The 13,476-nt window shown below is 35.1% G+C and carries 7 protein-coding genes, 2 pseudogenes and 1 CRISPR repeat array (1 of these 10 cut by a window edge); of the genes and pseudogenes, 1 reads left to right on the top strand and 8 read right to left on the bottom strand.

Annotated elements, in window-relative coordinates; genetic code table 11:
• Positions 1–228: direct repeats of the CRISPR family, unit length 30 nt; unit sequence ATCATCATTGATCTAACAATCATCTAAAAC; it reaches 660 nt to the left of the window's first position.
• Positions 229–263: 35 nt separating this feature from the next.
• From csn2 to F5ESL0260_RS01750, 5 genes and pseudogenes are all read right to left on the bottom strand, one after another.
• Complete coding sequence (csn2, locus tag F5ESL0260_RS01770; RefSeq protein ID WP_122025655.1) at positions 264–917, bottom strand: type II-A CRISPR-associated protein Csn2; 654 nt, start codon at positions 915–917, stop codon at positions 264–266.
• A pseudogene (gene cas2 / locus F5ESL0260_RS01765) lies at positions 914–1,220 on the bottom strand (CRISPR-associated endonuclease Cas2). The gene csn2 and the pseudogene cas2 overlap by 4 nt, the downstream one beginning before the upstream one ends.
• A pseudogene (gene cas1, locus F5ESL0260_RS01760) lies at positions 1,198–2,124 on the bottom strand (type II CRISPR-associated endonuclease Cas1). The pseudogenes cas2 and cas1 overlap by 23 nt, the downstream one beginning before the upstream one ends.
• A gap of 208 nt (positions 2,125–2,332) precedes the next feature.
• On the bottom strand, positions 2,333–6,520 hold the full coding sequence (gene cas9, locus F5ESL0260_RS01755) for a type II CRISPR RNA-guided endonuclease Cas9 (protein WP_122025654.1): 4,188 nt from the start codon (positions 6,518–6,520) through the stop codon (positions 2,333–2,335).
• A 168-nt stretch (positions 6,521–6,688) separates the two neighbouring features.
• Entirely contained in the window at positions 6,689–7,597 is a 909-nt protein-coding gene (locus tag F5ESL0260_RS01750) for an L-lactate dehydrogenase (RefSeq protein WP_122025653.1), read from the bottom strand.
• Between the two features lie 194 nt (positions 7,598–7,791).
• Here F5ESL0260_RS01750 and F5ESL0260_RS01745 point away from each other — a divergent pair, with 194 nt between their 5' ends.
• Entirely contained in the window at positions 7,792–8,733 is a 942-nt protein-coding gene (locus F5ESL0260_RS01745) for an aldo/keto reductase family oxidoreductase (protein WP_122025652.1), read from the top strand.
• Between the two features lie 135 nt (positions 8,734–8,868).
• On the opposite strand, the gene rpoN is transcribed toward F5ESL0260_RS01745, so the two are convergent.
• From rpoN to F5ESL0260_RS01730, 3 genes are all read right to left on the bottom strand, one after another.
• Complete coding sequence (gene rpoN / locus F5ESL0260_RS01740; RefSeq protein WP_122025651.1) at positions 8,869–10,140, bottom strand: RNA polymerase factor sigma-54; 1,272 nt, start codon at positions 10,138–10,140, stop codon at positions 8,869–8,871.
• A 72-nt stretch (positions 10,141–10,212) separates the two neighbouring features.
• On the bottom strand, positions 10,213–11,328 hold the full coding sequence (locus tag F5ESL0260_RS01735; protein ID WP_122025650.1) for a glycoside hydrolase family 172 protein: 1,116 nt from the start codon (positions 11,326–11,328) through the stop codon (positions 10,213–10,215).
• On the bottom strand, positions 11,329–13,476 hold the full coding sequence (locus F5ESL0260_RS01730; RefSeq protein WP_122025649.1) for a hypothetical protein: 2,148 nt from the start codon (positions 13,474–13,476) through the stop codon (positions 11,329–11,331). It abuts the gene before it with no gap.

Genomic DNA, 13,476 nt, shown 5'->3' with positions numbered 1-13,476 from the left:
ATCATCATTGATCTAACAATCATCTAAAACGTGAGTGGTGTATCTCAAAGTTATCAAACTGTTCTTATCATCATTGATCTAACAATCATCTAAAACCACCATTATTTAAGGTATCAATTAATCTCTGTTCTTATCATCATTGATCTAACAACCATCTAAAACTGTACTCCACCAAGCTCTGTATATCATTAAGTTCTAATCATCATTGATCTAACAATCATCTAAAACAATCTGATTTTAATATTGTTGTTAATACCAATCGATTAGATCCTTATCAATATAGTAAAAAGGTATGTCTTTAGATATTGCCAAATTTTCTTTTGTCGTGAATTAATTACAACCAAAATCAAATTCATTTCTTTGACAAGACTAGCTAACTCTTGCCATTCGTCTTTTTCCAAGTAATGAGCTACATTACAAATAACAGGAATAGTTTTTAAATCACATGTTTGATGAATTTTTAAAACTGTTTCTATTATACCATATTGATGAATTAATAAAGCTTTATCTAAATGAATTTCTGTATATTTAAGGAGTTTCTTTAAATCTTCATCAAAATTAATCGCTAAAGGTAAATCCTCAAGTAAAAGTGAATCCTGTAAAATTGACTCTAAACTATAAAGCGATCTAATTAGCTTATCGCGATTTTCTTCATCTAAGCCTTTCAGATAGTTGTTCACAATATGCGGCATATACTTTTTAGTGACATCGCCACTAAGTAATGGATCGCCAATAAAATCAAAGGTCTTGCCGATATCAAGAGGACTGTAATCATCCTCTGAACAAAGTAACATTTTATTCTTTCCTTGAAATCCTTGAATTATATCACAGTAAGCTATTGGACTTTGCAAGCCAATGATTTTTATACCAGGATCTTTGAACATCCACTTTTTATGAGTTGCATAAGTTAAAATCATAAGATAATCGTCCTATCTGAAGTATTACGCACATCGTCAATTGGCTTACCAAGTAAAAAATGCATGTCATTATATTGCTTTTCCGTAACCATTAATGACTACACTAGGCCTCCACGAGGCAAGAATTTTTTGATACGGTTTTCCAAAAACTTAGCTGTACGTCTAGTAACACAGACTCGCACATATACTGAAAATTGCACCATTAAAAAAGCCCTCATTAATCAACTTTTTATGAAATTGGCGATATTCTTTTCGTTCTTGGGCTGTTTCCGTGGGCAAATCAAACATTATCATTAAGCGCATTATTCGGTACCTCATTTGTCAAACTCATCTCCATTTCTGGTAATTTTTTACTTTCTCCACTAAGAAACTTTAAACATTCTCGTACGTAAACTGTAATGGCATTTGTCAAAAGTGTCTTTTTACCGTTAAACTTTATTTCCAAGCTTAAAAGTTCAACTAAACCGTACTTAATATCTGGTGTCAGCTCTTTGATTTTTGCATGAGCCTTAACCCAATAGTCAACAAACGGTCGAAATGATTCCATTAAATCCGAAGCCAAATTAAATTGGTTTTCTTGTGAACAATGGTGAATACCAAAATAAGTGAAATAGCCATTCATTGCAATTTCTCTATTAAAGCTTGAAAGCAAAATGGCATAACCATAATCTAGTGCTGCATTAATGGCACTGGTATCACGTCTAACAAAATTTTTATCGAATAAAAGCATAAAATATTTACGGGCCGCAATTGCTTATCGATTGCTTTCATCATTAATTTCTAGCTGATCCAGTTCACTTTGAACCTCATCTTTATTCAAATGATAATTAGCTAAAACTGCAATCTGATTTTTGATCTTTTGACTAACTATCTTTGTCCACAATACTTCTTTTAAATGTTCATCCCAATTAAACTGCTTTTTTAGCTTGGCCATATTTCTGGCTCCTGGATAATAAACAGCTGTTTCAACTACCGGATTGTCCTTTTCATCAACAAATATAACTTTGGTTTGATTTTGCGCCAATTTACTAATGAGTGCGCTGGTAATCACTGCCTGTGTAGTTGAAACAAGCAACAGATTAATATCCTCAATTGGAATTTGATTAATGCCATCACGAGTTTGGACAATCATCATTTGCATTGAATATGTTAATTTCGCATGCTGCGTGATGATTACTGATCTCCATCCCTTATTTCCTCCTTGTATTTTTATAAATAAATGTTATACTATAGTTGTTGGTTAGCTACCAACGATCTAATCATTATTGATCTAACAACCAGATTTAAAATCAAACAATGTATCTTTAAGATACTAAGTTTCAACGCGGTTATTACCGTCCTGCCTCAGCTCTATAGCGGAGGTTTTTTTATGCACAAAAATAGGGAATCGGATTATTGCGCTTCCCTATTTTAGTTTACAAATCGGCTATCCTAACCCGTTTTTCAAAAAGTCCTGTTGGTGACTGAAAAATTAATACTGCATTAGATGATAAAGTTATATTAGACGAAAAATTCATTTGACCAAATGGAGTTTTAATTCCAATATTCTTTATATTTGGGGTTACTAGATTATCGTGTAAGCCATTTAGAATATTCGTTAAAGTAATTTTCTTATCATTAACCGCCAAATCAAGAAATTTTTCTCTGCCTTTATGTAAACCATTCCTAAAACTATTTACATCAAATAATGGTAAATACTGATCAACCTTTTGCAAAATCTCGTCATAAGCTTTTACTAATAATTCATCTTGATCCTCGCTCTTCTTCAAGTTATCGGTAACTATTCGCATTGTTTCTTGAGAAAGGGTCAGCTGCTTAGCATTTGTTTCATACTTTGCAGAGTACAACATAAATTTTTTGTCACCGTCCAAGACGACTTGCTTAAAGTGAACATGGTCTTTTACTACTCTGAAACCTTTAACTCCCCGCTTAGGTTTACCATTTTTATCAAACATAATCTGGGGTTCTAACACTTTGCGGAGTTCTTCCTGATAATTTCCTTGCTTTTTGGCCTGGTTTAAGCTTGCAAGAGCGCGCATCGGGATTCCAATAACTTTATAGATAGATTCTTTTGCTTTCTCAATCTTGACAATTGCCATATATGCATCAGTGTTGCCGCTATAGCCACCATAAATTTTGGTATCGAGCCGATTACCTTTAGAAATTAGCTTTCTAGTTTTCTTACGATCACGCTCCCCGCGAGGATAAACAGTCATGTTAAACATACTACTATCTTCAGTCGTAGTTTCTCTTGAGACTAGCATGTATTTATAATTATATGCTTTACGTAATTTGTCAAAAATGTCTGGATGCTTGTAAAAGACTATCTGATGGCTAACATTTTCCCTAATTTCTTCTAGGGCTTTACGCTTAGAATTATCTTTTTGCAGTAAAGGCCACAAGAAATTTTGTAACTTTAGATTTTCAAGAATATCTTTTTCCAAATTTTTGTCTTGACTAAATTTTTTAAACTGACCATATACAAAATATGGCCGAAGTTTAGGATACACCTGATATAAAAAATTCCCACAAACTATAGTTAAATAGGCATCAATGGCATGATGATAATCATTAACTTCACGACTCTTATATAAATCTAGGCGCTGACGCAGAGCGGAGTTGTCACCGGCTTTAACCGTAATAATTTCTGCATCTGGATATTTATTTTGTAAAATAACTGATACTAACTTAATAATTTGACTTGTTTCTACCAGCTGCCTATTAATAAAACCTGACTTCTGATATTTATCTAGTTTATTCGGATTAAGCAGTAAATTATTTAATTTGAATTTACTTATAATACCTACTCTTTGCCACTTCTTCCACATTTCGCTAACTGTCATTTTCAAGTCTGAAACATAGTTGTTAGCAAAGCGCTTATACGGCACATCATCTGCTTTTTTCGCATTTAAAACTTTAGCCGTTAAAACCCGATTATCAAAAGAATCGTCCTTAATAAATGGTCTTGGCAAAATATGATCAATATCATAATCCTTTATAATTTCATCAAAATTAATTTTTTGTCCTGTATAAGCATCCCTTCCAGCCTGCATAAAATATAAAAAGTATTTGTCCTTTAGCAATTTACGGCTAGTCATCGCATCTTTTAAGCTATCAGTTAGATTCTGGTCTACCAATTCACTAGCAGTTTCTTCATATGTTTTAAGCAGCTTAGTACCGCGAATATGTAGTATCTCTGATTTTTTTTGTGGTTTTCTTGTAAATTCAATTGCAAATTGCGCTGGAGCTTTACCAGCAGCTTTAACGATATCATCAACAACCTTAATTACCTGTCTAATCGCCTTTTTATTAGCAGGAGAAGTATAGGCATCTGCCAAAATTGCTTCAACACCATTTTCCTGTGTAACGTCCTGGTTTTCCTTAGCAATTGCTTCTTTAAAATCAGGCTCAGTCACAATTTGCATAAAGTTCTTTTGGCTATCCCATAGTTGCTCCATAATGTTTTGGCCATTAGTATCATGCAATTCCACCAGCAACTTACGCGATAATCTGCCCCAACCTTGTAAGCGCCACGTTGATATTGCTTTAAATTGCTTAGGGGTTAGCCACTTAAATTCGTCCCTTAATTTTTCTTGAAAAATTTTCGTGTCTTCGAATATAGACGAATATTCAATTATTTTTTCAAAATCTTTTTGATATTGTGGGTCTACTAATTCTTTATCAAACACATGTAGTTTTTTTAGATAATAATAGCTTGACAGACTTGAATTAAATTTGGTATTTAATTCCTTGTCTTTCAAACCCTCAATTAGAACATGTTCTATATTTTGCTCTTCCTTTAGATAGTTAATTAAATCTCTTCTAGAAACTGATTTTTTTGTTTTAAATAGTTTGTTATAAATATCCTTTTTTATTTCTGGATCTAAGCGTCTTTTATTTACTTTAATATTATTAAGTTCATCTAATACTTCGTATTTTTGATAAAGCAAACTATTAGCAGGCAAAACATCTTCACCTAATAGGTAGGTATCCTTGATAGTCATCCGCTTAATAAACTTGTTGGCAGATTCTTGACGATCTACTTTTTGCTCAAAATTCCACGGGGTGATTTGACCCTGCTCTTTTCTGACCATCCAGGCAAAGCTCTTACCGGAAGTCTTTTCCTGTTCATCAGCTGTAATCATTGGGCCCACATAATAAGGCACTCTGAATCTAACCAGTTCATCCAATTTGTACGGTGCTTGTTTACGATGATCTTCTACCGGATTTTCTGCAGCTAAGAAGGGGTAATACTTACTTTGATTAGCAATAATCTTATCCAGTTCGATTTGATGCAGTTGAAACGGAATTACACCATTACTGTTCGTCCTCTGCTTAGGCATAAAATTATCGGCAGCTATCTCTTGCGCAATCTTATGAGCGAGTTCAGAGTCATCTAGGTTATCCTTAACTGTTTTATAAAAATCTTCTTTAGTTAAAGTGCCATCCTGCTTAAATTCAGTCTTAGCTTCCAACAAATGACCATGACGATTATTAACGTATAGATCATAGGCTAAAAGTAACTTTTTAGCCATACTGCGATCCTGCAAAGTGTCGATATACGCTTTTAACAATTTGTAATCTTGATGATGTTTATTATATTTTTCTACCATAGATTGTGATAAACTCTTGTTTTCATCAACAATGGTACTTAATGTAATCGCACTAAACAATTTTTGAATTTCAGCGACAATAGTCTGATCATTTTCATCAAGATCCGGCAGTAAGGCATCCAGCTTATCATCGGCATCCGCATCCGAAAGTTTAAATTCCCATTGCGCCTTGTCGCTTTTATCGATTTCTTTGCCTAAGACAGTTTCAAATTGAGTTTTGTAACCCATGATGGCGTTAGCAATCTGCTTGGCCACATTTTTCTCTTCCCTAGCAGTTGAATCTGTTAATAACTTGGCAATTTTTTTGACCTTGTCCATCTTATAAACGGTTTTGTCTTTATCTTTGCCGCGAATAACAGCTTCAATATCCGCAGAGTTTGCCACATTTAATTCAATCGGACCTTGATCTTCAATTATCTTATCCGCAAAAGCATTATTGATATTTGTTAAAATCGGGCCGACTTCAATTTTGGAAGCTTCAAAGTCTTTAACAGCTGTATCCTGCAAAAAATTACCACGATACTTAACGATGTGGTGGATAGCTAAAAATATTTCACGTAAATCAAATTGACGATCTTGTGTCATCAGCGCATCACGTAAATGATAGATGGTCGGATATTTTTGATAAAAATCATGATCTTCCTTAGCTGTTGGAAATACAATTGCCTGGTACTTTTTTCTGCTTTTATCTAATGGTGACACCCATGATTGGTGCAGGCGCAAAAAAAATCCTGGATCCACTTCAGCCATCGGTTCCGCAAAAATCTCTTCCAAAAGTCTTAAGCGCCACTTTCTGCGCTTAAGACGTCTTCTGGTAGTTCTAAAGCCGCGGCGATCAGCCGCAGTATGACCTTCTTCAAATAAGTGTGAACCTATGGCAGTTTTTCCTCTAAGTTTTAATAAGTTATTTTTCTTATCCGTCACGGCCCAGCCGCAAGAATTGGTCCCGATATCGAGACCCAGAATATAGTCATCTATTTTTTTCTGCATATTCTTTCTCCTTTACACTTTATTATTACTATAAGAATACCCCTTATAACCATAGAATTCACTACAATTTTTAAATTAATATAAAAATGTTGACTATTTTGACCATAATTTTTAATAAATAAATCAAAAATAGTCCCAGAAGATATATAACTCCTGGGACTTATTTCATTACTTATTGGCTTTTTCTTTAATTGTTGCAGCAGAAGACTGTAACTTCTTTTCTTCTTCATCTGTAAGTGTCAATTCAACGGTTTGAATAATACCATCACGACCAACAATTGCAGGATAAGACAGGTAAGTACCATATTTTTCCTGGTAATTTGAAACTGGCATTTCAGTATGGGCATCGCTTTGAATAGTTTCTACCAAACGAGTCACAGCTGCTGAAATTCCATAGTTAGTATATTGCTTACCCTTGTATACAGTTTGACCACCAAACTTAATCTCGTCATTTAAGTCTTCAAGCTTTAAGTGCTTTGCTTCAGCTACTTCGGTAACTGGTTTTTCCAAAACCTTGACTGTTGACCAAGCTGTAAATTGTGAATTACCATGTTCACCCAAGTTAAAGCCTTCCACTGAACGAGGATCGACATTCATGCGCTCACCAACAGCACGCTTCATGCGGGCTGTGTCTAAAAGAGTACCGGTGCCAATGACATGTTTACGCGGCAAGCCAGTTAATTCCTGATACATATTAGTAATTGCATCTACTGGATTGGTAATGGCAAGCAAAATACCGTTGAAGCCACTCTTCTTAATTGCCTCCGCAATATCTCCAATCCGCTCACGGTTGTAGTTCAATTCAGCGAAACGTTCACCGCCTGCTTCCAACTCAATGTTTCCAAAAGCACTAATTACAATATCTGCATCTTTGAGGGCCGAATAATCATTGATAGTAATAGTAGTGTGGTGCTTCAAATTTGCCATGGCATCTTGAAAATCAAGCTGATCTGCTCTAACCTTTGCTTCATTAACATCAATCATAACAAGATCATCAACCAATCCCGTTAATATCAGCTGTTGCGCTACCGTACTGCCAACGTGGCCGTCTCCGATAATTCCAATCTTATTACTCATAATTTTCCCTCCTACTGTTTTTAAAAATATTAAAAAAATTATGTAAGATCTATTATATACAAAATTATGATAAAAATAAAATATTTTTTAAAAAAATATTAGTTTTTAGTTATCATTGCTAAATGTAAATTAAAACCCACACTTTTTGATAATTATAGGTAAAGAAAGCGTATACTAAAGAAAGGAGGTACATTATGAGACAAATTAAAATAGGTAATACTAACTTCACCGGTTCGGCCATTGCACTGGGAATTATGCGCATGAACAAACTGAGCGTTGATGAAGCTGCTAAAACGTTGGAAACTGCTCACGAAGCAGGAATTAATTATATCGATTCAGCTGATATTTATGGTCATGGCAAATCTGAAGAAATCTTCGGAGCTGCCTTTCAAAAGTCAGCGTTAACTCGAGATGATTTTTATATTCAATCTAAAACTGGTATTTATGAAAATCCTAAATTGGACTACAAGACTACCAGGTATGATTTTTCTAAAAAATATTTGATTAACGCCGTTGATGGTATTCTTTCCCGGATGAAAATTGACTATTTAGACAGCTTGCTACTCCACAGACCAGATGCTTTAATGGATCCAGCTGAAGTTGGCGCTGCCTTTGATGAATTACAAAGAGACGGCAAAGTGCGCCACTTTGGAGTTTCAAACTTTAATCCGATGCAAGTTGACTTACTGCAAAGTGGAGTCAGTCAAAGATTGCTGATTAATCAATTGCAATTAAGTGTAATGCACACAGGTCCGATTGATTTCAATATTCATACTAATATGACGGATGAGCGCAGCATTGACCACGACCGGGGCGTTTTAGACTACTCACGTTTACACAACATGACTGTTCAGGCATGGTCACCTTTCCAGTATGGTCAAATTGCGGGCAATTTTATTGGCAATCCTAAGTTTCCAGAAGTCAATAAGGCTTTACAAAAAGTAGCTGATCAAAAAGGCGTTTCTAAAAATGCAGTTGCAGCTGCCTGGATTTTAAGACATCCGGCAAATACCCAGGTTATTATTGGGACTATGACGCCAGCTCATATCATTGACAGTGCTAAAGGAGCAGATATCTCCCTTACTGCTCAAGAGTGGTATGACATTTATCTGGCTGCAGGAAATGATTTACCGTAAAAGTAATTTATAAATTTTAAAAATCCTGACGTAAATAAAGTGCTCCAAAATAGTTAGACATTTATCTGGCTATTAGGAGCACTTTTTCATCACTAAATATTCGACCGCTTTGAAAATTGAAGTTGTTTACAAAATTTAATCTGTTGGCTTGGCCTTTCTACTATAACTATTCGGTATATTGAGTTTTTTGCGGTATTTGGCAATTACACGCCGACTTAAAGTCACATCATGTTTGGCAAATATTTCTACCAGTTGCTGATCACTTAAAGGAGCGCGGACATCTTCTTTTTTTATGATCTGTTGCAGGTCATATTCTATACGCGCTTGAGACAAATCAGTCGTCACTTCACGCGGAAAAAGCATCTTCAAACTAAAAATCTTGTTCTGACACTGGATATATTTGTCTTTAATGGCTCTGCTAATAGTACTCGGTGCCAAATTCAGGGCCTGCGCAGTTTCCTTTAATCCCAACGGCTTTAATTCGCGTCTTTGCATTGTAGTTAAAAACCGGTGTTGGAACTGGCCCACATATTCACCCAGCCGCATGATGGTTTTCTGCCGTTCAGCAATCGCATTTTTCAGTTCAAGAAAACGTTGCTTTTGTTCAGAAAAATATTTATTTTCATCTGACTGCTCTTTTAACTCATGATAAGCTTTTTCGTCAAAAACCATCTCTGGTATTTGCGTTTGATAACTTTCAACTGTTAGGCGCCCATCCGTTATCCGATAAATTAAGTCCGGAAATAAATACTGTATATTATTTTCAACGACATAATCGCTAGCTGGAGTAGGATCCAGTGTTTGGATGCTGGCAAGGGCATCATTTAATTCGGATATTGAAAACTTAGAGTTAGGCCATTGTTTGGGATCAGCCAGCATTTCCAGCTGATTATCAAGTAAAATTTCAAGAGCTACAGGATTAAAATCTGCTTTTTGCTTTGCTTGTTGCAACAGGCATTCAGTTAGATCCGCGGCACCGATACCACAGGGATCAAGATTTTGCAATAAATCCTTAGCCCTTGTCAACTTCTCCAGTGAAAACTCTGTTTGTTCGGCAATGTTAGCTAAGTCTACCCTTAAATAGCCATCTTTATCAAGCAGATAAATTAAAACTTTAACAGCACTTTTTTCCCAATTGTGCCAGTCGCTCAAGTTAACCTGCATTAATAAATGATCAATCAGATTTTCACCTTCGGGCGCCCGCAACCATTCCAAATTTTGCATTTCGCCTTTAGGTTCACGCAAAGATACAAACGGGTTGCTTAGGCTCAACTCCTTCATGGCGTTAATTAAGTCATAGGTACTGTATGAGAGCACTGTTAGATTTTGCTTTAATTTAGGCGACAAGAAAAGCCGTGTTACTAACTGCTCTTTCGGCTTTAATACCATTTTTTGCAATCGTGTCATCGGCTTTTCTCTCCCTTTTTCTCACTTTCAGAATAATTATACCAAATTGGATTTTTGGCATGAAAATATTTCTTAACGGGGTCGTAAATTTTCTCTTGTAGGTAACTTACTTGTAACTCCAGTTGGATTCGCACCATACCAATAAGCTACTGAAGATAAATCATCACTTCTTTCAAATAATCCTACATCATCGTTACCAATTTGTTGTAGAGTAACGTGAATATCGTCATTGAAAGAAATAGGATCTAGTAAATGCCAGCGATATAAAGCGTTTTGCGGTAAGCCATCATTATCAAAAGCATGAGGAGAATTAGGTTTACCAGTACTAAAATGTTCACGTGAATGGTCTATGTTACTATGATAAGGAAATCCAAGATACGGTGTACAAAAAGTAGCTGGGTAAGTAGTACCATCTTCATGGTACTTATGAAAAGCCCAAGCTCCGCCAAAATAATCTTCCATTCCTGTTGAAGTAATTGTAGGATGCTTTTGGTCATCATCAAGATAAAATTTAAATTCACCTTCACCCCACCAATAGCGCTCTAAAGCAGTTAGCGCAATAAAAGTTCCTACATAATAGCCATGATCAGAGATTTTAGGCAATAATGTATAGTCTTGCTGTACTTTGGTTTGTCTTTCCCTGTTCCAGAATGCATGAAAATACAATTTATGAGCTTCTTCATTTTGATCATGCAACTCGTAATTAATAGTATAGAAAAATGATCTGATATCTTGCCTAAACAAGTTTGTAATCGTTATACGCGCATGTGTTTTAAAAGGCATTTCAAAATAGGAGTTCATACCACCAGTTGGAGCAACAACAATTGGCATAGAGTTAACATCATATCGTTCCCCAAACCCATTGCAAAAGAAGTCTCCCAAAGGGCAGCTCACTGCTGGAACTGTTTCATCATCCCAATAGATTCTTAAAATTGTATTACGCATGATAAAACTACCTTGCTCAGTATGATCACGAATAGTAAACCACATGTGTTTTATTTCGCCAGAACCATTAATATCGGCAATGGTAGTTTCCTCATTTTTAGGTAAAGTGATGCTGGCTTTGCCCTTACGACTTGGTCCCAGCTCGCTTGCCGTCATTGCTGCTTTGCCCTTGGCTCCCGTTGGATTCTCTGGTGTTATAGCTCTGGTAGCAAAAGAATTATATTCCGTTAAACTGCTAAACATTTAGTCATTCCTTTCTTCAAGTTTAATACTATTGTTAGTGTTTAAACTCTTCTTTATTAAATGGTCACAATTCTGTGGTTGAAAAATAACCTCTATTTCTTTCTTTAGAGATCCAGTTAAAGATACTGTGATTTTTTTCTCCATTTCATTTTTTTGATAAGTTAGGTTTACTTTCAATCCTTGAGCTAACGGAAATTGCTGCCAAGTAAAATCAGGAGTAATTTTTAGTGGTCTTAAACATAATTTATTTTCTGGTGCATTAAACTGAATACCTAATATATTTTTTATTATTAAAGCACTAAAAGTTCCATCGCTCCAACCACATTTACCACAATGATTAAAGCGACTAACTTCTTCTTGACTGTGACCAACCTCATACGGCCACCACCACCAACTGCCATCTAGATCAGCAAGCTTATTAAGCAAAGCTAATCTCTTATTAAATTGATTATTATCATCAGCAGTACCCATCAGCAAAGTAACATATCCGGGAAAAGTTGCTTCCGATTGATTTCCCCACGAAATTCCTTTGCTCAATGGGCTATAGCTAGGATTTTTTTCACTTGCAGCAAATTTCAAAGTAGCAAGATAGTGTTCATCAAGTGTATCGCAAAACCCATAAAATGGTGCAAGCGTTGTATCGGATTCTTCACCATCATGAAATTCCAAACTAATTTGTCCGTGGTGATTTACTCTGGTTAGAAAGTCAAGTCCCTGTTTCAACAGTCCTTTTTCATATTGCTTGGAATCTACACTTAGTTTGTGATTACTTAGATTTACACCTTCAAGATATTTTTTTCTACCTTGTTTATTTGCAACTAAGCAATATTTATCAATATTCATCTTTAATTTATCAGCAACTTTTTTGTAAAACTTTGCCTTTTTTGGTTGAGCCAGAATTTTACTATAAATATTACTGATACCATTTATAGCACTCCATAGAGTTATTTGCGCTCCAGTATGAAATTCTCCCAAAGCCAAGCCATCAGAAATCCACTGTGATTTTATCAATCCGTATTTTTGATCTAAATGAGCAATTAAATAGTTAACGACATATAAAGCATGTTGCCACATTTGAGGATTATTTCTAATAAATTCAAAATCATTTGTTTGTGCCAAATAAAGCGATAACAAGTTTACACAATTCAATGAATTCACTACGGAGTGTTCAATCCCTCCAGCAAACTTGTCGCCTTGAGGCTTTATTTCATACTGCGAAAACCATAAAATAATTTTTTTAGCCAAATCATGATCAAAATAAATAGCGGGCAAACTGGCATAATACATATCCCGCAACCAAGTACGATTTATTACTGGACTTGAGCCCCAATTCGCACCAACAACTTTATCATCAGTAGCGCAAGAAATACTATTTAAGGCACCATCTGCTTTCCTAATAATTAGTGCTGCTAATTGAGGCTTTTCTGGTATTTCCAATTGCCCATACTTTTGCGCAATATGATTATAGGAAGAAATAATAACATTTTCCATTGCTTTTTCAGATACATTAAATGTGGCGTTGGGATCAGTTATACATACCCAACCAATACCTTGATGCATCGTACGTTTTCCCGCACAGTAGTTAAATTCTACATTATGACGATCGGAAAACTTTTGATTAAAACATCTGGGAAAGATTAAATGTACTTTATCATTGTCTGTCAAAGCACAAACTTCAATTAGCCCACTGACAGAAACGCCTGATTCCAAATAAATTGGTAAAAATAGTTGTAAAACTTTAAAATTGCTAAAATTATGAATATATCGGGGAAACAAATTAAACAAAAGATCATATCTTATTGTGTGATTTCCCTCTGACAAAGAAAATCTTTGGTTATTAAATTCAATTTCAGAAGTAATATTCTCTTCTTGAACAAAGCCATTAGAGACCCAAGTACCAGGTTTATCTTCAGTAAAATACGAGTCTCTGAAAAAACTGATATTTTTTATAGTACCTCTTTCATCTAAGCTAGCAAGCATTTTTTGATTACTAATATCAATTGAAAAATCTTCATCTGGAAGTAAATGTCCATAATAACTGTCTTTATTAGCAGTTACTTCTTTGTTTTGGGTAGAGGTAATGTTATAAAAATTGTTTTCTGGTGTTTGCCAAGCTTCTTCGACAATTTTTTTAATTAAAGGATTCAT

This window comes from Lactobacillus sp. ESL0260 (assembly GCF_003692935.1).
Taxonomy (GTDB): domain Bacteria; phylum Bacillota; class Bacilli; order Lactobacillales; family Lactobacillaceae; genus Lactobacillus; species Lactobacillus melliventris.
This window is presented reverse-complemented; position numbering and strand designations above follow the sequence as displayed.